The organism is Paraburkholderia sp. SOS3, from assembly GCF_001922345.1.
GTDB lineage: Bacteria > Pseudomonadota > Gammaproteobacteria > Burkholderiales > Burkholderiaceae > Paraburkholderia.
The window spans coordinates 1,293,599-1,317,070 of the sequence record NZ_CP018811.1; the positions used below are offsets into that span (position 1 = coordinate 1,293,599).

A 23,472-nucleotide genomic window follows, 5' to 3' on the forward strand; every position below is an offset into this window, starting at 1 on the left:
TCTGTCGTTTTTTTGGCGTAAAGCGTCCCCGCTGCGTGGCCGGATGCCACGCAGACTGAAACGGTGAAGGGCGATTAGCCTGTGATTACTCGGTGCGCTGCCGCGACATGACGGCGTTCATCTTCGAGCGGTCGAGTTCCTTTTCCCATGCGGCGACGACGAGCGTTGCAACGCCGTTGCCGATGGTGTTGACGATCGCGAGACCGGTGCCCATGAAACGGTGAATGCCGAGGATCAGGACCATGCCCGACACGGGAATGATCGGAAATACGAGCAGCGTCGAGGTCAGCATGACGAATGCGGCTCCCGCCACGCCGCTCGCTCCCTTCGACGTCAGCATGGCCACGCCGACCAGCGTCAGCTGCTGGGTCAGCGTGAGCTCGACGTTGAACGCCTGAGCGATGAACAGCACGGCCATCGAAAGATAGATGTTGGTGCCATCCAGGTTGAACGAATAGCCGGCAGGAATCACGAGACCGACGACCGACTTCGAGCAGCCGATGCGCTCGAGCTTTTCGAGCATCTGCGGCAGCGCGGCTTCGGACGAGCTCGTGCCGAGCACGATCAGAATTTCCTCGCGGATATAACCCATGAAACGCACGATATTGATGCCGAGCGCGCGCGCGATCGCACCGAGCACGACCAGAACGAAAATCACGAGCGTTACGTAGAACGTGCCGATCAGTTTGAGCAGAGGAATGACCGCCTCGATACCGAACGTGCCGATCGTGAACGCGATCGAACCGAACGCGCCGATCGCCGCCGCTTTCATGATGATGTGCACGATGCCGAAGAACGTATGCGCGATCTGATCGATCATTTTCGTCAGCGGCGCGCCGCGTTCCCCGAGTGCGGCGAGCGCGGCGCCGAACAGCACCGAGATCAGCAGAATCTGCAGAACATTGCCGGTCGCGAACGCACTGGTGACCGTGTCAGGAATCAGGTGCACGAGGAAGTCGACCGCGCTCATGTTGTGCGCCGCCGTGGTGAACGCGCTGAGTTCTTTCGTATCGATGGTCGCCGGGTTCAGGTTGAAGCCCGAGCCCGGTTTGAAAATATGCCCCGCGATCAGACCGATCACGAGCGATAGCGTCGAGACCACCTCGAAGTACAGCAGCGCCTTGCCGCCGACGCGGCCGACCTTCTTCATGTCGCCCATGCCCGCGATGCCCGTGACCACCGTGCAGAAGATGATCGGCCCGATCACCATCTTGATGAGCTTGATGAACGCGTCGCCTAGCGGCTTCATCTTGACCGCGAGCGACGGCGCGAAATGGCCGAGCAGCACGCCGAGCAGAATGGCGACGAGCACATGAAAGTAAAGCGCGCGATAGAAAGGCTTCTTCGCGCGTCGGGCGGGGGCGCTCATGATTGCCGTCTCGTTCATGATGCTTCTCGCGACAGCAATGCGTGGTCGTACGTATACATTTTCGTTGTCTCCTGTTTCACAAGCGATGGCCGCCTCGGGGCGGTTCTTGTTGACCTTTTCTTTCTATGCCGGGTTCAAAAGCCGCCCGGTTCAAAAGCCGTACAGTTTCGCCGGATTCGTCACGAGCAGCTTTTCGCGCAGACCGGCATCGGGGCAGAACTCGAACATCAGATCGACGAGTTCGCCGTCGTTCGGCATGTCCTTGCTGATGTTCGGGTGCGGCCAGTCGGTGCCCCACAGCACGCGGTCCGGCGCGGCTTCGATCAGCGTGCGCGCGAACGGAATCGCGTCGTCGAACGGGCGCTTGCCGCGCGACACGCGCTCCGAACCGCAAACCTTCACCCATGCGAGCGGATTGCGCATCAGTTCGAGCAATTGCTGGAACGGTTGCTGATCGATGCCGGCTTCCGCGCGCACGCGGCCCATGTGGTCGATCACGAACGGCACCTTGATGCGCGCGATGCGGCCGGCGTACTGCACGATGTCCTGCGCGTCGAGATGCAGCACGACATGCCAGCCGAGATCCTCGATGCGCTCGAGCACGCGATCGAAGACGTCGAGATCGGGTGCGCCGCCCAGGTGCGCGACGAAATTGAAGCGCACGCCGCGCACGCCCTGGGCGTCGAGATCGGCGAGCTGTTCGTCGGTCACGTCGCCGTCGACGATCGCCACGCCGCGATACCGTCCCTGGCCGCGCGCGATCGTGTCGAGCATCGCGGTATTGTCGGTGCCGTGGCAGCTCGCCTGGACGATGACGCCGCGGCTCAGCCCGAGGAAATCATGCAGGGCGACGAGGCGTTCGAACGGCGCGTCGGGCGGAGTGTAGCTGCGATCCGGTGCGTACGGGAAGACGTCTGCGGGCCCGAAAACATGACAGTGAGCGTCGCAGGCGCCAGCAGGCAGCTGATGCGACGGCTTGACGGGATTGGGGTCGGGAGGCAGGCAGGATTTCATTCGTATGACGTGTCTCGTGTTCAACCGACATCCGCGCGGAATGCGGGATGCATCTTCTGGCGTGCGGATGAATTGTGAGAGTTCGCTTGTTCGCCTACAATCGTCATACCCAACTAGCTGATATGTGAATTTCACATAGATCGACTGAATGGACCTGAAACAGCTCGAGGCTTTCGTGCACGTCGCGGAGCTGGGCAGCTTCACCCGGGCGGCCATTACGCTCGACACGAACCAGCCTGCGTTGAGCCGCCTCGTGCGCCAACTCGAAGTCGAACTGCGGCATAACCTGCTCGAGCGGAACGGACGCGGCGTATCGCTGACGTCTGCCGGCCAGCGGATGCTTTCGCACGCGAAAGGCATCCTGCAACAGGTGCAGCGCGCGTCCCAGGACCTCGACGAACTGCGCGGCACATCCGGCGGGCATTTCGGCGTGGGCGTCACGCCGAGCTTCGCGAAGGTCGCCACGAACAGGCTCGTTCACAGCTTTCGCGAGTCGTTTCCCGGCGCGACGATCTCGGTGGCGCAAGGCCTGTCCACGCACCTTATCGAATGGCTGATGATGGGCCGCATCGACGTCGCGGTGCTCTACGACACGTTCGACACGCCGCTGATCGACAAGCGCACGGTGCACACCGAGGAACTGTTCCTGATCGGCCCGCGCACGGGCGACAGCGATGCCGGGTCGTCTGCAGGCGAATCGTCGATGGTGCCGCTGCGCGACATCGTGAAGTATCCGTTGATCATTCCGGGCCGGATGCATGCGATCCGCCGCATGGTCGAATCCGCGGCGGCCGAGCAGGGGGTGCGCCTGCGCATCGCACTCGAGGTCGACGCCGTTGCGTCGATCCTCGATCTCGTCAAGGAAGGCATCGGCTACGCGGTGCTGCCTTTGAAGGCCACATCGGGCAGTGCGCAAGAGCAGCACTTCAGTATTCTGCGCATCTCGGAACCTACGCTCTTCAGCCGGCTGGCCATCGCGACGAGCACCAAGCACACGCTTTCGCAACTCGCAATCCAGTCGATTGCGATGCTCGAATCGAGCGTATTGCCGCTATACGGCAGCGCGAGCTAGCAGGTCGGGTCGTCGATCTTGCCTCGCGCGATTCATGTCGCCGAACGCCTGATCGCAGACGTGGACCGATCGAGGCGTCGTCCCCGCGCGCGATAGAGCACGATACTCGCGGCTAGTGTGGTCAGCTCGGTCACGGCGACGGTCATCCAGATGCCGCGTGGCCCGAGCCATGCGGGCAGGACCCAGAGCATCGTCAGCAGCAACAGCCAGCTGCGCAGCAGCGCGACGATCATCGATGCGAGCGGCGCCTCGATGGCCGTCAGATATCCGCTGATCGCGACATTGATCGCGGCGGGCACGAACGCCAGCGCACACCACGGCAATGCGTCGCGCAGAAGCGCTTGCGCGGCCGGACTGTCGGGCACGAAGAGCGCGCCGAGCGGGTGCGCGACGGTGAGCGTCGCCGCGGCAGCGCAAAGCGCGAATCCCGCCGTCACCGCGATGCCGAGCGTGAATGCGCGCGACACGGCTTGCCCGTTGCCCGCGCCGCGCTCGAAGCTCACGATCGGCTGCATGCTTTGCACGAGTGCGATCATCGTGACCGACGCGATCATCGATACGTATTCGACCACGGCGAACGCGATGAGACCCGTCTCGCCGAGCCAGCGCAACACCGCATGATTGAACGCGAAGATCGTCACGCTCGGCGCGATCTCGCCGAGAAATTCCGAGGCGCCGTTATAGGCCATGCGCCACGCGTGGTCGATGCGCGCAAAGGCCTGGGCGATGGGCCGAACGCGTCGCGCCTTGAGGAAGTGATAAGCGAGCATCGGCATGCATGCCAGCGCCTGGCTGATGCCGGATGCGAGCGCCGCGCCGCGCATGCCCCAGTGCAGATGGCTCACCATCCACCATGTCAGCGCGACATCCGCGATGCCGCCGGCGATCAGGCAGGCGAGTCCGAATCGGGCCGCGCCTTCGATACGCAGGAACAGTTCGAGCGCATAGCACGCCGTCGGGAACAGCACGAACGGCGCGTAGGCGTGCAGGAAGTCTTTTGCTAGGCGCGCGAGATCGCCGCGTGCGCCGGTCCATTGCACGAAAGTGTCGGCTTCGAAATGAATCGCCAGTCCGAACGCGAGGCCGCACAAGGCGAGCAGATACAACGCTTGTGTGAATGCCGCGGCGGCATCGCGCTCGCGCCGCTCGCCGAGTAATCGCGAAACGAGCGTCGATCCGCCTACGCCGATCATTACGCTGAACGCGTAAGGGAGATAAAGCAGCGGGACGAGCAGGTTCAATGCGGCGAGCGCATCGGCGCCGACGTAGCGTCCGATGAATACGCCGCTAATGACGGAATGGATGCAATACGCCCAGGCGGCGAGCACGGTGGGCACTGCGAAGTTCGTAAATCGTCGAGCGAGGGGAGCGTGGTTGAGCGAATCCATGACTGACATCCCGACGTTACTTGCGAGGCACGCGAGGCCGGGCCTCCAGGCGCAACGGTGGCCGTTAGCCCGGCTTGGGACGATCAGACTAGCGCCGCACAATTAGCACGGAATGATTACGATGCCACGTTTGGGGTCTGGCAGGTCCGTGACAGTGATCCGATCGCCTAAAATGAATCAACGCGTCGAGCGTCGGTGCTCGACAATTTACGGGCATATACGGGCGGAACAGTTCGTGAGTGGTGCGATACGAACGTCTGAGGGATACATGAATCCAGGCGACTGGCGAGGCCGTGCCAGACTTTTTATTCAGCGCTTCTGGCAACCAACCTGTGCCTGCATGACCTGCATGCCGGGAAGCTGGGGCAATTTTCCGAGCCTTCCCCATTGGACGGTTGCATTCCATACAGGGCTGGCCACGGGCATTCTTGCCGTGCTGTTGACTTTTACGCCTGCGACGAAGCTCTACGTGAACCGCTACGGTAATGCGTTAATCGTCGGGTTGCTGACAGTGTTGGGCGATGCTTATTCGCATGCGAATCACTATGGCTTCTTCTTTGCGGAGGCAATTGTGACGGGTGTGACTTCGGGTCTGCTGGCGCTGGCCGGTTCATATCTTTTCGAAGACCATGCACGTCGCCTGCGGGCCGCATGGGCGTGGATTCTGAAATCGCCGGTCCGCTAGCGGTCAAAGCGCGCAGCAAGCAAGACACCCATCGACTGGTCTGAAAGTCCGCAAGTTTTCCGCTTGCGGACTTTCGGCTGTTAGTACCCGTAGCCGCCCTGGCACGGTACGTAGGCGCGCTGGTAGCCGTCGTAGCAGGCGGCCGGCGGCGCTTGCTGATAAACCGGCTGTGCGTAAGCGGGTTGCTGGTAGACCGGCTGCGCGTAGCTGGGTTGCGCGCTTGCAACCGAGGTCACGAGCGCGCCAAGCACCGCGCCGCCGATCAGCGCCCCGACGATCGCGCCGCCATTGCCCCCACCGTGCCCATGGCCATGGCCCCAGCCGCCGCGCCCGTGCGCCGATGCCTGATGGGCCACCGACAAACTACCGATCAACAACAAAACAAGCGCTGTGCGTTTCATGATGACTCTCCGTATCCCGTTTGACGGGTTTATGGAGATCATCGTAAGCAAGCGTCTAAGAAATAACTGATGCAGTTGGTAACTGCACATTTCAAGAATTACAAAGTCGGCAAGGGCGAGGTCAGCGTTCGACCCCGACATGGGTACTGATGGAATCGACAATTTCCCCCATCCGCAACTTTTTCAGCACGGGTACATAGACATCGGCGAATCGGACTGCCTTCTCGAGCAGATCGTGGTCAGGCGGCATGGGCGGCGTCGGCGGGGTGGGCACGTCTGCCGCGCCGTTGCCTTCGGCCATACCGCTCAGCACGGTATGCGCGAATTCCGCCCATTGCCGCGGTTCCTTGAAGCCACGCATCGCCGCTAACAGAAACAGTTGCGCTACATGCGGAATCGTTACACCTGATCCCGATACCGGACTAACGAGAAACTGAAGTGCATGGCTGCCGTATGCGCGCTCGCAGACGACCGCGTTTAAACGCCCGGCAGAAACCTGCGCCAGTTGTATCTGCGCTTCGTCTTGCGCATTGAGCACAGGGCCGGCGCCAATTAGCAGCGTGACTGCTTCGACCACCTGTTCAAGCGTAATTCCCGCTTTGCTCACTTCGCGCTCGATCGCTCCAAGCGTCGTCACGCGGCAGTCCGCCATCGCCTGCAAAATGGGCCGATAGACTGCTTCCGGCAGCGCGGTTTCCCCGAGCCCGCCACGTACCTTTAGAGAAACCGCCCATTGCGGCGCCGAGAGCATCACGCGATGCGCACGTAGCGCCGCGAGCCGTTCGCTCGCCTCGAGCGCACGAGGCTGCTTGACCCAATAGTCGCGTCGAAACGACCGGTTCATGCATAGATCGCGAGCCGCCTCGCGCAACGCCAGGTCGTCGATGCCCGCAAGCAGGTCGCGCTGGGCCGCAAGCAAATTGATCGAGTCGACGTGATCGCGATAGTCAGCCGATGCGAGATAAGACAGCCCGGACGACTCGAGCGCCTCGGCGACCTGTAGAAACGATGTCGGATGCCAGTTGCGCGCAAAGTATTCGTGAGCAAGGTAGCGCGGATTCTCTTCCGACAAGCCGTTCACACGTTCGACAATCGCAGGATTGACCTGCGCGTAACCGGGGCGCGCGGCCACGACCTTCTGCGCAAACGCAATCGCCGCCCGGATCCGCTCGGTGGTGTGGTGCTCGTCCGGTTCGTCGGGTTCGTCGCGTTCGTGCGGTTCGTTGCCGCCGGTCCGGTGCCGGCGGCTCGCCATGAAATGGCCATGCATGAGTTCGCGAACCGGCATCATCGCGGACCAGCCGGGCTGTGTGTTGTAACTGATATACAGCACGCCGCCCGGTTTCAGTTTCCGCGCGATAAACGCGGCGACGGTTGCGCGGTCTTCGTCGGGGATCCAGCTCCATACGCCATGCAGACCGATGAACTCGAAATCGGGCAGATCGTCGCGGCGGCAAAACTCGGCGAAGCGGCCGGACAGCAGATGTGCCTGCGTTTGCGCATCGTGCGCGAGTTGTTGCGCAAAAGCGGCGTGCCTCGGATCGGCGTCGACGCCATACCACTGAACGGTTGAACCGGCCGCATGAAGGTTCGCGCTGACGCCGAAGCCGAACCCGAGCTCGCACGCGTTGTGGATGACCGGGAAGTCGAAACCCGCACGAAGCAACGGCAGCCTGGCGCGCAGCGGATTCAGTTCATCGCAATAGCCATGCGTATAGGCCATTTCGTTATCGTAGTGATGAGCCAGGCCAGTCATCGTGCCGCCGCATGTATTGAAGAGCGGCAATCTTAAGCTACGATTCGTCACCTGTCATTCCGCGCCGAACGAAAACCTTTATTACGTTTTGCGTTCAAAAATAAGTGCAACCGGAACTGTGACTCGCGCGAATTAGCATTGGGATAGATACTGTGTCCAGACCATCGTAGCCGGCCGAAATCAGGCGTTTTACCGGTTACGAATTTGAAAGCATCCACGAAACATCGACGAGACCCGATGACGATTCACTTCGGCTGTACCCAATGCGGCAAGTGCTGTCACAACCTCAAGCTTCCGCTAAGCCTCGCGGAAGCCGCGACATGGCTGCGGCGCGGCGGCGATATCGAGCTGTTCTGCGAAGCGATTCCGTGGCCCGTCGAGCCGCCCGACACCGACGCGCAGGCGATGCACAAACGCAGGCTCTCATTTCCTGTCCTGTGCGGCGCGTTGCCTATCCGTGTGGTCGTTACCGTCGTGGCCAGCTTCGACGGCGCGTGCCCGCATTTGCAATCTGATGGACGATGCGGCGCCTACGAACTGCGGCCGCGCGTATGCCGCATCTACCCGGCCGAGGTCAACCCTTTCATTCCGTTGACCCCCGCGTCGAAGGCCTGTCCACCTGAAGCATGGAGCGCCGACAAGCCCGTGTTCCTTGCACAGGAACGCCTGGTCGATGCGGATACGCTCGAGGTGATCAACGCATCGAGACTGGCCGCTGCGCATGACGCGCCGCTCAAGCAGCACCTGTGTGCCTATCTCGGCGTGTCGAGTGCGGCGCTCGCTAACGAAGGGTTCGTCATTTACGCGTTCGCGCGCGATGTGATGCTCGAGGCGCTCGAGCGCGTTGAACGCCTCGAACGCCTTGGAGGCGGCGACGCGCATGCGTTGCCCGCCTCGGAATGGCAATTCGTTTCCAACCGTCGCGCGACCGTAGATGCGCTCGCGTCGATCGAAGCCCATCACGCTGTTGCGTCGTCTTTAACGGAAGGGCATGTGCGCTACATGGAGTTCTTCGCGTCGGACCTATGACGCGCTCGTTGCCGACGGCGCGCGCGATGCGTCCATTCGTCTTGTCAGGCTTTTCATGCCGCGGTGGAGGCTGGCCTTGATAGCGGCTTGCGACCAGCCCGTCAGTTGCGCGGCCTCGATGACCGAGAAGCCTTGCAGTTTGATCCACACGATCAACACCTGCTGCTTGCGCGGCAGTCGCTTCAGCATGGTTTCGATATCGCGCTTTGCGTCGGCGCGTTCGGTGTCCGACGTGCCGTGGACTTCGTAACCCGTATCCAGCATTTGATGCAGCGCGGCCCAACGCGATTTCGCGCGCCAGTAGTCCGTAAGCTTGTAGCGCGCAATCGCGTACACCCATGCCGTGAGCGGTTCGTTCCATCGATACGTTGCGCGCGCATCGTGAACGGCAAGCATGATCTCCTGGACGATGTCGTCGACGTCGTCGAGAAGCGGGTAGAGGCGCCGGCGCAGGTAAGCGTGCAAATGAAGCGCCAGCGCATCGAGAAATGCGCGATACGCGGCGCCATCGCCATCGAACGATCGCTTCAGCAGTGACCGGAGCGCATGCTCGACCGCGTTTTGTTGCGAGGCATCAGTGGATGTGACCATGGCGTTGTTTTCCCGGTATGTCGGGTGGAAGACAACGCGTTGGTCGGATCAGCGCGTGAGATATGACAAGGGGCGTTAGTCGTAGTCTTTGTCATGCCCTGGGCGTGGGTTGTTTGCGTGGCTGTCGTGGGACGAAGCAGCGCCCCTGGCGGTTGGTGTCGGGTTTTCAAGCCTCGGTGTCGGCTTCACCGGTGGCGAGGCCTCGCCGTAGCAACTCGTCGAGCAGGCCCGTCATCCCGCCCGGGTGCGTCGCGGCACGCGCCTTCAGTGTGTCCACGAGTTCGCTGTTGAGCTTGCACGCAAACGCCACGAGTCCTTGAGCCTGATCCAGCTTGCGCTGCTCGCGCCGGTCCAGCGGGGTTTCCGTCACGCCTTTGCCGAAGCGCTCGGAGCGCGTCTGCTTCATCGAGTGGGTCAGTTTCAGCGCCTTGTTCTTTTCGAGGTCGGTCTTTTTCATTGCCATATGACAGGGTCTCGCGGTTGGAATCGGTGAGGCCGTATTGTACGAGTTGTCACGGGCGTTCGAGTACCGGGGGTGCGAGCGGCAACGGCCGTTGCCGTCCTTGATATGATCGTCGCCTGACGAACTGGAAATGCCTTCATGCAAGTGCTAATCGATGCGGACGCTTGCCCCGCTGTCATCAAAGACATGCTGTTTCGGGCTGCGCGACGTACTGAAGTCACGGTGACGCTGGTGGCGAATCAGTATCTGCGCACGCCGCCATCTCCATATATCCGGGCCATTCAGGTGCCGGCGGGTATCGACGCGGCCGACGCGCGTATTGTCGAGCTCGTCACGTCGGGCGATCTGGTGATTACCGCGGACATACCGCTTGCCGCCGCGGTACTCGACAAGGGCGCCCATGCGCTCGATCCGCGCGGAGTCTGGTTTACCATCGAAAACATCCGGGAACGCCTGACGATGCGCGACGTGATGGATCAACTGCGCAGCGCAGGGATCGATACGGGCGGCCCCGCGCCCTTCAGCGCGCGCGACAGCAAATCCTTCGCAGCTCAGCTCGATCGATTCCTTGCGATGCATGGCGCGTCGCCGCGCGGGACATGATCGTGGCTGCGAGCCAGCGCCGCACATCGATGCTGCAAATCAGGGCTGCACGGGCGGCGTCGCGACGTTCGCGCGCACGCGATACAGCAATGAAGGATCCTCGTTGACGATTTGCCAGTTGACCCATTGACCCGCCGGCACGATCAGTCCCGGATGGTTCGCATGCACCTGGCTCGGTTGCGGCGGTAGTTTGCAGCCGCTGGGGCTTTGACGCGCCGTATTGCTTTCGACGGTGTCCTGCGCATCGATTGCGAGAACCGACTCGCTCGGGTTCGCCCGCAACGGCGAGACCGTGATGGTGCGCTGCAGATCGATACTTCCCGCAGCCTGATCCTTGCAGCCTACCTTGTGCGTGACCACCTTGTGATGTCTTTCGGTCTGCGCCTGACCGAGCGCGGTCGTGCCGTCGAATGAATCGATCTGCTGACCGTCGCGAATGACCTGCAGCGTCCAGTTGACGACGGGCTGCACGCCCGGCTGCGCGGACGGTTGAGCTGCAGGGACCGCCGGCAGCGGTGCCGGGGGCTGCTGCGCTGGCGGTGCGGGTTGAGCGTAGGGCGGCTGCGGCGGCGCCGGTTGCGCATAAGGCTCGGATGTCGGCGCGGGCTGCTCCGCGGGCTGCGGCGTCGGCGCTGGGAGCAACGGGGGCTCTGGCTGTAGGGCGGGCGCTGGCGCGCTCTTGTGAGTTGCTTCATGAGCACGCTTACGCGCGGGCTTATGAACCGGCTTCTCGGCGGGCTTCGCAGCGGGTTTCGCGGCGCCTTTTTCAGACGGCTTCCCAGCAGGCTCTTGCGCAGCGGGCTGCACAGCAGACGCCGGCGGATGCAGAGGAACGGCGTGCACCACCGGTGGCGGCGCCGGAACCTCCGGCTGCACCACACCCTGCACCTGCGTCTGCGCATGCGCGGATATGAACGCGGCGGTCGAGACGGAAAGAGCAACGGCGAGGCAGTTCTTCCACGACATCATGTAGGCAGGCTCCGGGCACGCGTTCCGTTGCAACGTCGTTGCACAACGCGTGCCTGGTCGCCATGAAAACCGCGAGCGCATTCATCGCAGGATCTCGTGCCGCTGGCTACCGAGATGCTCGATGCCGCACTCGAGCACATCGCCTTCCTGCATGAAGCGGTTCTTGCCGAAACCGACGCCCGGCGGAGTTCCCGTCGCGAGCACGTCGCCGGGAAGCAGTGTCATATGAGCTGAGAAATAGGCGAGCATCTCGTCGACCGAAAACAGCATGTCGCTCGTATTGCCCTGTTGCTCGAGCCGACCGTTCAGCTTCGTCCACAGGTCGAGCTTCATGCCGTCGACGCCGGTGACGAGGTACGGGCCAATCGGCGAGTAGCCCGGCCGGGACTTGGCGCGCACGAGGTGCTGTTGGCCTTCCGCGTCCACCTGAGTGGTGCGGTCCGACACGTCGTTGATGCAGACAAAACCGAAGATATAACCGGCCGCATCGGCTGCCGCGATGTCGCGGGCCTCGCGGCTCACCACGATCGCCAGTTCGACTTCCCAATCAAGCTTCGCATCCGCGTTCGGGCCGCGGGAGATCGGATCGTTCGGCCCCGCAAGCGACGTCACCGCCTTCAGAAAGACTTCGGGCTCCGTGGGCGGCTTCATCTTGAACTCCTCGATATGCTTGCGGTAGTTGAAGCCGGTTGCGGCGATCTGCCGGATGCCTTCGATCGGCGCGAGGTAGGTGAATTCGCCTTGCAGCGGCGTGAGTGCGCTCGTATCGACGCGGTTCAGCACGCCGCTGGCGATCGCAGCGGGCGTGATGTCCGCCACGACCGGACGCAGGTCCAGATGTTCGTCGCCAACGATGATGACGGGAACAGCACGGTCTTTCACGAGAACCCGGGCAAACTTTTGCATTTCAACTCTCCTTGAATGTGCGGCTGCACACGGCTCCTGTCACGGGTGTCAGCCAATCGATGGATACTTTCCGCCATCCCGGAATCGACGCCATGCAGTGCGCGTCTGACTGCAGAATAGAGAAGGAAGGTATAAGCTTCAAAGACTCATTTCTTACGCTTCCCATAAGCAGGGCTTATAGAGATGCTGCTTCGCCATATCCGGTATTTCAAGGCGGTCGTGGACCACGGCGGCTTCACCCGCGCGGCGCAGATGCTGCATGTCTCGCAGCCTGCCTTGTCGCAGCAGATCAAGGAACTCGAAGAGAGCCTCGGCGCGCAACTGCTCGACCGAACGGGCCGCCAGGTCCGCCCAACGGATGCGGGCGCCGTGTATTTGCGTTATGCCGGTCATGTGCTCGAGCAGCTGGACGAAGCGGCCCGCGCGGTCCGCGACGTCGAGGATCTTTCGACCGGGTCGCTGCGCCTGGGGGTCACGCCGAGTGTGGCGGCCTATCTCGTTGGCCCGCTATTGCAGCGCTTCAGATCGGCTTACCCCGGGATCACGCTGTCGATTCGCGTCGCGGCGCAGGAGGAGGAAATCGAGCCGGCACTGCGCAACGGCGAACTCGATCTGGGCATCGGTTTTGGCGACTTGCCCGCAGAGGACATCGAGGCGACGCTGCTGCATAAGGAGCGTTTGACGTTGCTCGTGGGGAGGGGACATCCGCTCACGAGCAAGGCCGCCGTTACGGCCGCCGAGGTGGCGGCGCTTCCGCTCGCTTTGCTCGATACATCCTTTTCGACCCGCAGGATCGTGGACGGCTATTTCAGAAGTCGACGCTTGCGTCCGACCGTTGCCGTGGAAGCGAACTCTTTGCTTGCGCTCATGCAGGTCATCCGGCACACGGGCCTCGCCACCATCCTTCCCGAAAATATTGCGGATGCCGAACTAGCTACGGTGAGGTTTCGTCCGGAGCTCGAACTTCGGCGCGCGGCGCTGCTGCAACGACGCGGCGCGTATCGGTCGGCGGCGGCGCGCGCATTTGTCGCGATCGTTCATGAGGTGACGCAGGCGTTTGCGGACGGACGATAGTGCGGTTCTCGTCCATTCGAAACAGGCGAGCAAGCGAATCTTCATAGCGTGCAATCGTCGGATTTAAGCGGTTCGTGCGAAAGCGTAACAGTCGCTCGGAAGTGCTATCTACAATTACAATAGCCTTTCAATCAATCGCCTGACGAGCACATGGTCCTCTATCACTGCGGCGCTGCAATCTGGCCCTCCAGCACCCGACATGGCAACACCTTCGTTGCGCACGCGTGCGTTCTGAAGGATGACGGTGAGCCCGTGTCACTGGCTGATCTCGGGCAGTTCGCAAGCCGAAGCTGCGCCTATGCGTTCGCCTTGCGCTGCGCAACGGCGTTCGTCGACGGCAAGCCGCTACCTCGCAAGCCCTTTTGCGCCAATCCCGACGCGCAATAAGCGGATGCACGGCAAGCAGCTTCGCTTGCCCGGATGGCAATCCACTGTCAAACAAGGTCGACCTTTAACCGTTCAACAGAGGAACGTTATGCACACGCCTCAGATAAGCCGCTTCAAGTACACGCGCGGGCACGGCGAACGTCGTACTTACGACGTCACGCTCAACGTCACGCGCAAGAATTCCGGCGTCTATGCTTACGCGGCCTGGGTGCAGTTTCAGGCGGAATACAAGGGCTCGGGACTGATGCTTCCGCTCGTCGCAAGGACTCGCGAGCATGCATTGGATGAGGCGCGTACCCGCATCCAGAGCGAGATCGACAGCCTTATCGGCGTAGTCGAGTAGCCGTGCGCGTAGAAGCACCAACCCGAACGGCAGGTAATACGACATAAAGAACGCCGGCGCCCGGGGGAAAACCCTGGCGCATCATTCCCATAGGATGAGAATCGCTTTTTTGTCCGGCGGGAATCTCGTGGCATGCTCTGCGCATCGCCTCAGTTTTAAGCCCTTACCGTGAATCAAGACCCGAGCGTCACGGGCGCCGAACGCCTGCTTCTCGTGCTCACCGCGTTGGCGAGCCACGGCAAAGCCATGTCCGTCAAAGACATGCTTGCCGTCACGGGCCTCGCGCAAAGCACGCTCTACAGGCAAGTTGCGCTGCTCAAGCGCTGGGGCTTCGTCGCGGAAGACGCCGGCTATTACGCGCCGGGACCCGTCAGCCTGCAGCTTGCCGTTGGCTTCGACATCAACTCTTTGCTTGTCGAATCGAGCCGCGACGGCATGACGCAACTCTCGCGCACCACGCAGGAAAGTATCGGCCTCGTCGTCGCAGTCAACGATCAGGTGATCTGCCTCGAGATGATCGAAAGCACGCACTCGCTGCGCTGCTCGTTTGAAAAAGGCCGCGCGGTGCCGCTAAGAGCGGGCGCCTCCGCGAAGTCGCTGCTTGCCTTCATGCCCGACAAGACGCGCGCCGAAACGCTCGACCGCCAGTTCGCCAACGACCCGAAAGGTCGTCAGGCAATCGAAGCGGAACTGAACGAGATCCGCATGCGCGGCTATGCAGTCAGCGACAGCGAAGTCGATCCGGGCGTATGGGGCGTCAGCGTGCCGGTTTTCCGCCGCGCGCCGCGCGGTGCGGGTGCAAGCGTGGGCGCAACGGCAAGCGCCTCGATCACGCTGATGGCGCCATCTTCGCGCGCCGCGGGCCGCGAGCAGCAACTCGCCGACTGGACCGTGCGCACTGCACAAAGCATTTCGGCTCGTCTGCAAGCCGAATCATTCCAACGCAACGCCTGATCACCCATCAACAAACCACTTTGGGGAAGAGGAACCACCGATGATCAAACTGCACAAAGCCCTTTTTGCCGCCTGCCTGACGGTCGCGATGGCTTGCGCCATTGCGCCGGGCACCGCCGCCGCGCAAGACTCGAACGTGTTGAACGTCGCCACCGACGCGACGTTCCCGCCGATGGAATTCGTCGACAAAGGCCAGCGCACGGGCTTCGACATCGACCTCATGAATGCGCTCGCCAAAGCGATGGGCAAGCAGATTCAATGGACCGACATCGATTTCAAAGGCCTGATTCCAGGCCTCATTGCCCATCGCTTCGATGCGGCGATCTCGGGCATCTACATCACGCCGGAACGCAGCCAGGTGGTGGACTTCACGCAGACATATTTCGCCGGCGGCTTGTCGGTGCTCGTGAAGGCCGATTCGCCGATCAAAACGCCCGCCGATCTGAACGGCAAGAAGGTAACGGTGCAGGTCGGCACGAAGTCGGTCAACTTCCTGCGCGACAACTATCCGCAAGTGCAGCGCGTCGAAGTCGAGAAGAATCAGGAAATGTTCGATCTGGTCGGTATCGGCCGCGCCGATGCAGCCGTAACCGGCAAGCCGGCCGCCTATCAGTTCGCGCGCACGCGTCCGGGCTTTCGCGTGCTCGACAAGGAACTGACGAAGGAAGAGTACGGCATCGCGGTGCGCAAGGATGAGCCGCAACTGCGCGATCAGATGAACGCCGCGCTCGCGAAGATCAAGGCGGATGGCACTTATGCCGCGATCGTGCAGAAGTGGTTCGGCACCACCGCGAAGTAACCGCCCGGATCCGACCTATGCAACTCGACTTCACGCCGGCCATCGCCGGCTGGGCCGACATCGCACACGGCGCGCTCGTCACCGTCGAAGTGACGGCCGCCGCGCTGGTGCTGAGCTGCGCGCTCGGCCTGTTCATCGGTATCGGCCGGCTCAATCCGCGGCATAGACTGATCTATGGTTTTTGCACCGCGTATCTCGTGTTTTTTCGCGGCACACCGTTGCTCGTGCAACTATTTCTGCTGTTCTTCGGCTTGCCGCAATTCAACATTCTGCTGCCGGCTTTCGTATGTGGCATGTTCGGGCTCGGACTCTATTCGGCTGCGTACGTTTCTGAAATCGTGCGCGGCGCGATCCAGTCGGTCGACCGCGGGCAAATGGAGGCGGCGCGTTCGATCGGTATGTCCGCGGCCCAGGCAATGCGCGCAATCATTCTGCCGCAAGCGGTCGTGCGTATGATTCCGCCGCTCGGCAACGAATTCATCGCGCTCGTCAAGAACTCCGCGCTCGTCTCGCTGCTGACCATCGACGATCTGATGCACGAAGGCCAGAAGATCATCAGCGTGTCGTATCGCTCGCTCGAGGTGTATCTGGTCATCGCGCTCGTCTATCTCGTGCTGACGCAAGCGACCAACTACATGCTTCACCGCGTCGAGCGCCGTCTGCGCGCAGGAGGAATGGTCCAGTGAGCGGCTTGAGCGAACCTATCGTCCGCATTCGCGGACTTGTGAAATCGTTCGGTACGCATCGCGTGCTGAACGGCATCGACTTCGATATTCAGCCACAGCAGGTGGTGGTGGTGATTGGCCCGAGCGGTTCCGGTAAAAGCACGTTTCTGCGTTGCTGCAACGGACTCGAACAGCCGGAGAGCGGCACCGTCGACATATGCGGGCATCGTCTCGTCGACCATGGCGCCATGCTGAAGGATCGTGCGCTCAATGCGTTGCGCACTGAAGTCGGCATGGTGTTTCAAGCGTTCAATCTGTTTGCGCATCTATCGGTGCTGCATAACATCACCGTCGGGCCGCGCATGTTGCGCGGCGTGTCGAAAGCGGATGCCGAGGCGGCCGCGCTTGCGTTGCTCGAAAAGGTTGGACTTGCACATAAGGCGCATGCGATGCCCGCCAGTCTTTCGGGCGGACAGAAGCAGCGCGTTGCGATTGCACGCGCGCTCGCGATGCAGCCGCGCGTGATGCTGTTCGACGAACCCACGTCCGCGCTCGATCCCGAACTCGTCGGCGAAGTGCTGCAGGTCATGAAGCTGCTCGCGTCGGAAGGCATGACGATGCTGGTCGTCACGCATGAAATGGGCTTCGCAAAGGAAGTGGCGGACGTGGTCGTGGTGATGGATGGAGGCGAAATCGTCGAGGCCGGACCGCCGGCGACGATCTTTTCCGCACCGTCGCAGCCGCGTACGCGGACGTTCCTGCAGGCCGTGCTGTCGCGCGCGTGATGCGCGTGCGCGCAAAGCGCCAGTAGGCAACGCTAAATGTTCGGCTCAAGCAGGCACCGGGAACAGGAAACCATGAATCAATCAACTCGCGCGATTTTTGCAGAGCACGCGTTGCTGCCCGAAGGATGGCGCAGCAACGTGCTGCTCGAATGGAACGAGCAGGGCGCGCTGCTCAATGTCTCGCCGGATAGACGCGATGCGCCGGCGAACGTCGCGAAGGCATCGGGCCCGATCGTGCCCGGTATGCCGAATCTTCACTCGCACGCATTCCAGCGTGCGATGGCGGGCCTCACCGAGTATCGCGCGAACCCGACCGATAGTTTCTGGAGCTGGCGCGATCTGATGTACCGGTTCGCCGCGCGCATCACGCCCGACACGCTTGGCGCGATTGCACGCTGGCTCTATGTCGAAATGCTGAAGGCCGGCTACACGTCGGTTTGCGAATTTCATTACGTTCATCATGCGGCGGACGGGCAACGCTATGCGAATCCGGCGGAACTTGCGCAGCGCGTGGTCGACGCGGCAAGCGAGACCGGCATCGGCATGACGATGCTGCCCGTTTTGTACCAGTACAGCGGCTTCGGCGCGCAGCCACCGCGTGATGATCAGCGGCGCTTCATCAATTCGCCCGGGCATCTGCTTTCGCTTCTCGAAGCGCTAAGGCAAGCGAGGCCCGAACACGGCGCGCTGCGTTACGGCGTCGCGCCGCATTCGTTGCGCGCCGTCTCCGAAACCTCGCTGCGCACGCTGATCGAGGGGCTCGACGTACTATCGCCCGATGCGCCCGTGCATATCCATATCGCGGAACAGACGGCCGAAGTGGAAGCATGCCTTGCCGCCGAAGGCTCACGGCCCGTCCAATGGCTGCTCGATCGATTCGATGTGACCGGGCGTTGGTGTCTCGTGCATGCAACGCATGTCGATGAGAACGAGACGATCTCGCTTGCAAAGCGCGGTGCGGTGGCTGGACTATGCCTGACTACGGAGGCGAATCTCGGCGACGGCATGTTCCCCGCGCAGGAATATCTCGACGCAGGCGGCCTGTTCGGCATCGGCTCGGATAGCCATATCGGCATCGACTGGCGCTCCGAATTGCGGTTGCTCGAATACGGGCAACGGCTCGTCAGGCGTCAACGCAACGTTTTGGCATCGCCGCAGACCGCGCACGTCGCCGACCGGCTTTTTCACGGCGCGCTCTCAGGCGGCGCGCTGGCGACGGGCCGCACGGTCGGCGCACTGAAGCGCGGCAGCCGCGCCGACTGGCTCGTGCTCGATGCGCAGCATCCGCATCTTGCGGAACAGCAGGCGGATACGTGGCTTTCGTCGATCGTCTTCGGCGAGCACGGCGAAACGCCGGTTCTCGACGTCTATGTCGGCGGCGAGCGCGTCGTGCATCAACGCCGCCATCGCGATGAAGGGCGCCTCTATGCCGACTACCGCAAGGCGCTTTCGCATCTGCTTGCCGATGCGTGAATGCGCGCAATCACCTGAACGGAGATCCACTCGATGAGCGAACTGTTTTTTATCGAGCGCGGCACGGCGCCGTTGCTGATTTCGATTCCGCATCTTGGCACGCTTATTCCCGAGACGATGCGCGACCAGTACACCGATATCGCATTGACCGTTGCCGATACCGACTGGCACCTCGATCGCCTCTATGCATTTGGCAAAGCGCTCGGCGCGACGATGCTCGGTGCGCGCATCTCGCGCTATGTGATCGACCTGAACCGTCCGTCGAACGACGAAAGTCTTTATCCGGGGCAAACGACCACGTCGCTGTGTCCGACCGAAACATTTCGCGGCGAACCGCTCTATCGCGACGCACGCACACCGGACGACGCCGAACGCGAGCGACGCGTCGCGACTTATTGGCAGCCTTATCACGATGCGTTGCGAGCGGAACTGCAACGCTTGCGTACGCAGCATGCGAATGTGCTGCTATGGGAGGCGCACTCGATCGCAAGCGTGCTGCCGCGTCTTTTCGACGGCAAGCTGCCCGATCTGAACATCGGTACGCAGGACGGCCGCACGGCCGCCGCGCCCGTGCTCGACGCGGTAAAGCAGGCGGCCGCCGCGAGCGCGTTCACGTGGATCGCGAACGGGCGATTCAAGGGCGGCTTTATCACGCGTCGCTTCGGCGCGCCTCAGGACGGCATTCATGCGGTGCAGCTCGAGATGTGCCAGTCGACCTATATGAGCGAGAACGCTCCGTTTGACTATCTCCCGGAAGTTGCGCAGCAGGTCGAGCCGGTGGTGCGGCAGATGGTGAGTGGAGCGCTCGATGTCGTGGTCGCGATGAATGCTGCGGTTCGCTGAACGCCCGAGGATGCGCAAAATTCAGCAGCCGGTGCGCGCCGTTTTGCACTTCCAGCGATGGCTAATCGCGCAGACAATGAAGCGCGCCAACGCAAACAGGCAGAGTTGGCACCAAGGGCAATTCCGAGTCTGAAGACCGGACGGATTGCACGGAGATATTCGACTGCCGACTCCCTATCGTTGAGGCTAAAGATGCGTATCGCGGGTAATGTTGTTTATCAGACGTTGGAGATTGCCAACAAATTCGAGAGCTCGCTAAACAGCCAACGGCGCGGCAATCGGCAGAGCAATCCCGCTGCGGCCGTACCCACCGACGCGATCGGCGATGCGACAAAGCAGGGCTCGGCAGCCGTGCGGCCGAAGAATCTCGTTCCGGTTGTGGCGCTGCCCGGCCAAACTGGATTTTTGCCTAAAGGCGCATCGGGTCTCATCGACGAGATCGTCTGAGAGGTCGATGTTCGGAAAGAGGCTCTCTGTCGGGTGTGATCCCGATCTCATCGATTGCCGGTGCAAGTGCCAGATATACGCGCAAGAAAAGTCGATTGGGAAGATGTCCGCATCTTTGCCGCTCTGGTACGTCATGGCAGCCTGACGGCGGCCGCGCGTGCACTCGCGGTGACTCACGCGACGGTCGCACGACGCGTTGCATCGCTCGAGCACGCGCTGGGCGAGACACTCGTCGAGCGGCGTCCGGACGGCTATGTGCTGACGGAAGCGGGAACGCGCGCGATTTCGACAGCTAACGAAATGGAAACGGCCGCGGCCACGCTGGTTCGCGGCGGACGTCCCGATGGTCCCAGGGGGCTTGTGCGTCTCAGTGCGACGCCGGCGCTTGCCGAACGTTTTCTGGCGCCAAGCCTCGCAGTTTTGACGGCGCAGCAGTCGGCGCTCGACGTGGAACTTGCATCTGATCTGCGCGACGTCAGTCTCGAGCGCCGCGAAGCCGACATCGTGCTGCGGTTTGGACCGCACTTCGACGACGCAACCGTTTCCACGCGGATTGCCACACTGGATTACGGCTTTTACGCCAACGCCGAATGGAAGCAACGGGTCGAGAATGGCGTTGCTCCCGTGTTCATCGGGTTTGACGAGGCAAACGCCGATATCCCCGACGCCTGGTGGCTATCCACGACTTATCCGCGTGCCCGCATCGCCCTGCGAGCGAACAATCAGGCGGCACAAGCGGCCATCGCAGGGATGGGTGCGGGAATCGCGTTGCTGCCTCACTTCATAGGCCGCACCGACCGCCTTCTCGTTCCTTGTGCCTTGAGCGAGAAACCCCCGTCGCGCGAACTCTGGCTCGTGCGGCGCCGGCAAGAAAGCGAAAGTGCCGCGATCTCGACAGTCTGCGAGTTTCTGATGAACCAGTTCAAGCAGGAAAGAGCCTTGTTCGAAGATCGATAGTGACCTGCTCGTGCAGCACGTCGGGATTGCCTCGCGAACGGCGTGCGCGTACTTTTGCACAATCGATGTGCGAAAATGCCGGTTCAGCGTCGCCGCATACGTGGGCAATAATGCGTATTGCGTGGACACCGGCCGGACACTTCGGCGCGTGTGCGCGATAAACACGAATATCCGGTTGGGATCGCCCTGAGTTCGAGGTCGGTTCGCATGATCGGGCAACATCCCGGCGCATATTTAGTCCCCGGGCATGGCGAACACATTTACGGCGCGACGTTCAGCCACGACTCACACCGTGCACAGCGCGCATTGATCGGGCATGCTCTCCATCGGAATCGTTGGTTGACGCACTATGGATTTGAACGACAAAAGCCCCGCGGAATTGAGCTGGGAAGACGTACGTTTTTTTGCGACACTGGCGCGCCATGGCAGTCTCTCTGCGGCTGCGCGTGCACTTTCGGTCAACCATGCAACAGTCGCGAGGCGAATTTCGTCGCTCGAACAGGCGCTGGGCCAAAAGCTCGTCGAACGGCGGCCAGAAGGCTATGTGCTGACATCGGCCGGTCTGGACGCGATTGCCGCCGCACAAGATATGGAAGCGGCTGCGGCAACGCTAGGGCGTTCCGGCGCCGCCGACGACGCCCCGAAGGGTCTCGTGCGAATCAGCGCCACTCCCGGTATCGTGCAAGGTTTCCTTGCCGCGCGGCTCTCCGAGCTTTCCGCACATTACCCGGGAGTCGATATCGAGCTCGCATCCGATGTCCGCATCGTGAGTCTCGAGCGTCGCGAGGCCGACATCGCATTGCGTCTTATCCGCCCGTCCGACGGAGATGTCATTGCCCGGCCGCTCGCCACGTTGGACTACGGCTTTTACGCGTCGGCACATTGGCGCCGGCTGCTCGAAGACGGACACGCCCCGGTGTTTGTCACCTTCGACGAAGCCAATTCCTATATTCCCGACGCGGCGTGGCTCGCACAAAACTTTCCCCGCGTGCGCCGTGCGTTTCGGGCAGACAGCCAGTCGATCCAGGCTGAGGCCGCAATCGCGGGGGCCGGCATTGCGATGCTGCCGCATTTCATCGGGCGTGCGCATGAACGGCTTTTCGCCGTCTCGCTCGGCCACATGCCCCCTTCGCGCGAGTTGTGGATGATCACACGTCAGCGGGACAACAAGAGCCGCCTGATCAGAACAGTGACCGAGTTTCTCACTAACCTGTTTCAGCAGGAACGCGAACTGTTCGCCCATCGCGTCGATCAGTTCGGCACGACCTGAACGCTCGGGCCGCCGCGGTTGCGCAACCCTGCGCAACCCTGCTTATCGCCCGGTGACCAGCACGATGCGAAAGCGCGCTTCATTGCGCATCATGCGCTGGTAAGCCTCGCTGGCACGTTCGAGCGGAAAGATCTCGCTCATCGCCTGTACGCCCTGCAGCGCACTGAAGCCGAGTGTGTCTTCACTGTCGATCGGATCTCCCGTCAACGAGCCGGTAATAGCGCGGCTGCCGCGAACGAGCGGCAGGGCGTGGACCTCGATCGGCGCACTTCCGCCAAGGCCTGCAATAATCATTTCTCCACGCGGCGCAAGGCCGTTGATCAGTGCCGACATCGCGCGATTATCGACGGCGGTTGCCAGGATGCCCATCGCGCCCCCCAGGTCTTGCAATGCGGCAGCCACGTCTTCAGAGGTGCTGTCGATGTAGTGATGCGCGCCGAGCTTGATTGCGATGTCGCGCTTGTCTATGCCGCGCGAAACGACGGCGACCCGGAAGCCCATGTGCGCAGCGTATTGAACCGCGAGATGCCCGAGACCGCCCACGCCCTCAATCGCGACCAGTTCGCCGGCGCGCGCCTTTGCATTGCGCAACGCGTTGAACGTCGTCAACCCGGCACATAGCAATGGCGCCGCGTCGGCCGACGACAGTTCATCGGGAATGGACACAAGCGCATTGGCTTTGGCGATCATCATTTCGGCATATCCGCCATCGACACTGATGCCGGTGATGTTTCGCGTCTCACAGCTGATCGTGTCGCCGCGGCGGCAATGCTGACATATTCCGCAGTGGCCGCCGAGGAAACCGACGCCCACGCGTTGTCCCGGCACCCACGGTTCGGCCTGCTCGCCGATCGCATCGATGGTGCCGACGACTTCGTGACCAGGCACACGCGGATACGCGATCCCCGGCAGATAGTTTCCTTCGACGGTCCACGAGTCGCTATGGCAAACGCCGCACGCTTCGACGCGGATGCGCACATGACCAGGCGGCGGTTCGATCAACGGTAGTTCGACCAGTTCGAGTTTGCCTGGGGACGTTGCCTGCACGGCACGGTACGTAGTTTTCATCTCGCGATCTCTCCTCGACGACACGCGACACGCGGCGGCCATGTCCGGCGTAGTCAGCCGTGATGGTGTAAGGGCGGCATTATCGGTCTGCCGATCGGGATGGCGAAACTCGCTAAAAGCGAACATCGGGTGTTCATGTATGCACATCGGGACCTGTCATT

The 23,472-nt window shown here is 62.0% G+C and carries 26 protein-coding genes; 16 read left to right on the plus strand and 10 right to left on the minus strand.

All coding sequences use genetic code 11. From position 1 onward, the window contains the following. Nucleotides 1-85: 85 nt before the first annotated feature. The gene (locus tag BTO02_RS05920) at nucleotides 86-1,369 is read right to left on the minus strand and encodes a dicarboxylate/amino acid:cation symporter (protein WP_232243465.1); all 1,284 of its coding nucleotides are present in this window, start codon (nucleotides 1,367-1,369) and stop codon (nucleotides 86-88) included. Between the two features lie 150 nt (nucleotides 1,370-1,519). Continuing rightward, a complete protein-coding gene (locus BTO02_RS05925; RefSeq protein ID WP_075156251.1) occupies nucleotides 1,520-2,383 on the minus strand; it encodes an amidohydrolase family protein in 864 nt (287 codons plus the stop codon). Nucleotides 2,384-2,531: 148 nt separating this feature from the next. Between BTO02_RS05925 and BTO02_RS05930 the strand changes: the two genes are divergently transcribed. After that, nucleotides 2,532-3,455, plus strand: a complete 924-nt coding sequence (locus BTO02_RS05930; protein ID WP_075156252.1) for a LysR family transcriptional regulator — start codon at nucleotides 2,532-2,534, stop codon at nucleotides 3,453-3,455. Between the two features lie 32 nt (nucleotides 3,456-3,487). Here BTO02_RS05930 and BTO02_RS05935 read toward each other — a convergent pair whose 3' ends face one another. After that, the gene (locus BTO02_RS05935; RefSeq protein WP_075156253.1) at nucleotides 3,488-4,843 is read right to left on the minus strand and encodes an MATE family efflux transporter; all 1,356 of its coding nucleotides are present in this window, start codon (nucleotides 4,841-4,843) and stop codon (nucleotides 3,488-3,490) included. A gap of 268 nt (nucleotides 4,844-5,111) precedes the next feature. Between BTO02_RS05935 and BTO02_RS05940 the strand changes: the two genes are divergently transcribed. Next, nucleotides 5,112-5,528: a hypothetical protein gene (locus BTO02_RS05940; protein ID WP_075156254.1), complete on the plus strand. Its 417-nt coding sequence runs from the start codon at nucleotides 5,112-5,114 to the stop codon at nucleotides 5,526-5,528. 80 nt (nucleotides 5,529-5,608) lie between these two features. On the opposite strand, the gene BTO02_RS05945 is transcribed toward BTO02_RS05940, so the two are convergent. Together BTO02_RS05945 and BTO02_RS05950 are read right to left on the minus strand one after the other, a co-directional pair. Then, a complete protein-coding gene (locus BTO02_RS05945) occupies nucleotides 5,609-5,929 on the minus strand; it encodes a hypothetical protein (RefSeq protein WP_075156255.1) in 321 nt (106 codons plus the stop codon). A 121-nt stretch (nucleotides 5,930-6,050) separates the two neighbouring features. Further along, a complete protein-coding gene (locus BTO02_RS05950; protein ID WP_075158632.1) occupies nucleotides 6,051-7,685 on the minus strand; it encodes a methyltransferase regulatory domain-containing protein in 1,635 nt (544 codons plus the stop codon). Nucleotides 7,686-7,922: 237 nt separating this feature from the next. Here BTO02_RS05950 and BTO02_RS05955 point away from each other — a divergent pair, with 237 nt between their 5' ends. After that, nucleotides 7,923-8,714: a YkgJ family cysteine cluster protein gene (locus BTO02_RS05955; protein ID WP_075156256.1), complete on the plus strand. Its 792-nt coding sequence runs from the start codon at nucleotides 7,923-7,925 to the stop codon at nucleotides 8,712-8,714. Here BTO02_RS05955 and BTO02_RS05960 read toward each other — a convergent pair. Both BTO02_RS05960 and BTO02_RS05965 read right to left on the minus strand, forming a co-directional pair. Continuing rightward, a complete protein-coding gene (locus BTO02_RS05960) occupies nucleotides 8,709-9,305 on the minus strand; it encodes a sigma-70 family RNA polymerase sigma factor (RefSeq protein WP_075156257.1) in 597 nt (198 codons plus the stop codon). The genes BTO02_RS05955 and BTO02_RS05960 overlap by 6 nt on opposite strands. 166 nt (nucleotides 9,306-9,471) lie before the next feature. Next, nucleotides 9,472-9,768 (minus strand): hypothetical protein, encoded by a 297-nt coding sequence (locus BTO02_RS05965; protein ID WP_075156258.1) that lies wholly within the window; start codon nucleotides 9,766-9,768, stop codon nucleotides 9,472-9,474. Between the two features lie 138 nt (nucleotides 9,769-9,906). Here BTO02_RS05965 and BTO02_RS05970 point away from each other — a divergent pair, with 138 nt between their 5' ends. After that, a complete protein-coding gene (locus tag BTO02_RS05970; protein ID WP_075156259.1) occupies nucleotides 9,907-10,371 on the plus strand; it encodes a YaiI/YqxD family protein in 465 nt (154 codons plus the stop codon). 39 nt (nucleotides 10,372-10,410) lie between these two features. On the opposite strand, the gene BTO02_RS34140 is transcribed toward BTO02_RS05970, so the two are convergent. Together BTO02_RS34140 and BTO02_RS05980 are read right to left on the minus strand one after the other, a co-directional pair. After that, nucleotides 10,411-10,884, minus strand: coding sequence for a hypothetical protein (locus BTO02_RS34140; protein WP_232243510.1), 474 nt, complete (start codon nucleotides 10,882-10,884; stop codon nucleotides 10,411-10,413). A 537-nt stretch (nucleotides 10,885-11,421) separates the two neighbouring features. After that, a complete protein-coding gene (locus BTO02_RS05980) occupies nucleotides 11,422-12,246 on the minus strand; it encodes a fumarylacetoacetate hydrolase family protein (protein WP_075156261.1) in 825 nt (274 codons plus the stop codon). Nucleotides 12,247-12,429: 183 nt separating this feature from the next. Between BTO02_RS05980 and cynR the strand changes: the two genes are divergently transcribed. From cynR to BTO02_RS06040, 12 genes are all read left to right on the plus strand, one after another. Next, complete coding sequence (gene cynR / locus BTO02_RS05985; protein ID WP_075156262.1) at nucleotides 12,430-13,320, plus strand: transcriptional regulator CynR; 891 nt, start codon at nucleotides 12,430-12,432, stop codon at nucleotides 13,318-13,320. Nucleotides 13,321-13,470: 150 nt separating this feature from the next. Next, on the plus strand, nucleotides 13,471-13,707 hold the full coding sequence (locus BTO02_RS05990) for a hypothetical protein (protein WP_075156263.1): 237 nt from the start codon (nucleotides 13,471-13,473) through the stop codon (nucleotides 13,705-13,707). 88 nt (nucleotides 13,708-13,795) lie between these two features. Continuing rightward, nucleotides 13,796-14,050 (plus strand): hypothetical protein, encoded by a 255-nt coding sequence (locus BTO02_RS05995; RefSeq protein ID WP_075156264.1) that lies wholly within the window; start codon nucleotides 13,796-13,798, stop codon nucleotides 14,048-14,050. Nucleotides 14,051-14,218: 168 nt separating this feature from the next. Next, nucleotides 14,219-15,004 (plus strand): IclR family transcriptional regulator, encoded by a 786-nt coding sequence (locus tag BTO02_RS06000; protein WP_075156265.1) that lies wholly within the window; start codon nucleotides 14,219-14,221, stop codon nucleotides 15,002-15,004. A gap of 40 nt (nucleotides 15,005-15,044) precedes the next feature. After that, nucleotides 15,045-15,803, plus strand: a complete 759-nt coding sequence (locus tag BTO02_RS06005) for a transporter substrate-binding domain-containing protein (RefSeq protein ID WP_075156266.1) — start codon at nucleotides 15,045-15,047, stop codon at nucleotides 15,801-15,803. 17 nt (nucleotides 15,804-15,820) lie between these two features. After that, nucleotides 15,821-16,489 carry an amino acid ABC transporter permease gene (locus BTO02_RS06010; RefSeq protein ID WP_075156267.1) on the plus strand — a complete coding sequence of 223 codons (669 nt, stop codon included), beginning with the start codon at nucleotides 15,821-15,823 and terminating at the stop codon, nucleotides 16,487-16,489. Beyond that, nucleotides 16,486-17,253, plus strand: coding sequence for an amino acid ABC transporter ATP-binding protein (locus BTO02_RS06015; protein ID WP_442953437.1), 768 nt, complete (start codon nucleotides 16,486-16,488; stop codon nucleotides 17,251-17,253). The genes BTO02_RS06010 and BTO02_RS06015 overlap by 4 nt, the downstream gene beginning before the upstream one ends. Nucleotides 17,254-17,325: 72 nt before the next feature. Further along, complete coding sequence (locus BTO02_RS06020; RefSeq protein ID WP_075156268.1) at nucleotides 17,326-18,726, plus strand: formimidoylglutamate deiminase; 1,401 nt, start codon at nucleotides 17,326-17,328, stop codon at nucleotides 18,724-18,726. 33 nt (nucleotides 18,727-18,759) lie between these two features. After that, the gene (hutG, locus tag BTO02_RS06025) at nucleotides 18,760-19,569 is read left to right on the plus strand and encodes an N-formylglutamate deformylase (RefSeq protein WP_075156269.1); all 810 of its coding nucleotides are present in this window, start codon (nucleotides 18,760-18,762) and stop codon (nucleotides 19,567-19,569) included. Between the two features lie 192 nt (nucleotides 19,570-19,761). Beyond that, nucleotides 19,762-20,016 (plus strand): hypothetical protein, encoded by a 255-nt coding sequence (locus BTO02_RS06030; RefSeq protein WP_075156270.1) that lies wholly within the window; start codon nucleotides 19,762-19,764, stop codon nucleotides 20,014-20,016. 66 nt (nucleotides 20,017-20,082) lie between these two features. Then, the gene (locus BTO02_RS06035; protein WP_075158634.1) at nucleotides 20,083-20,973 is read left to right on the plus strand and encodes a LysR family transcriptional regulator; all 891 of its coding nucleotides are present in this window, start codon (nucleotides 20,083-20,085) and stop codon (nucleotides 20,971-20,973) included. Nucleotides 20,974-21,328: 355 nt separating this feature from the next. Continuing rightward, the gene (locus BTO02_RS06040) at nucleotides 21,329-22,243 is read left to right on the plus strand and encodes a LysR family transcriptional regulator (protein ID WP_075158635.1); all 915 of its coding nucleotides are present in this window, start codon (nucleotides 21,329-21,331) and stop codon (nucleotides 22,241-22,243) included. 42 nt (nucleotides 22,244-22,285) lie between these two features. On the opposite strand, the gene BTO02_RS06045 is transcribed toward BTO02_RS06040, so the two are convergent. Next, complete coding sequence (locus tag BTO02_RS06045; RefSeq protein WP_332262259.1) at nucleotides 22,286-23,458, minus strand: alcohol dehydrogenase; 1,173 nt, start codon at nucleotides 23,456-23,458, stop codon at nucleotides 22,286-22,288. Between the last annotated feature and the right edge of the window lie 14 nt (nucleotides 23,459-23,472).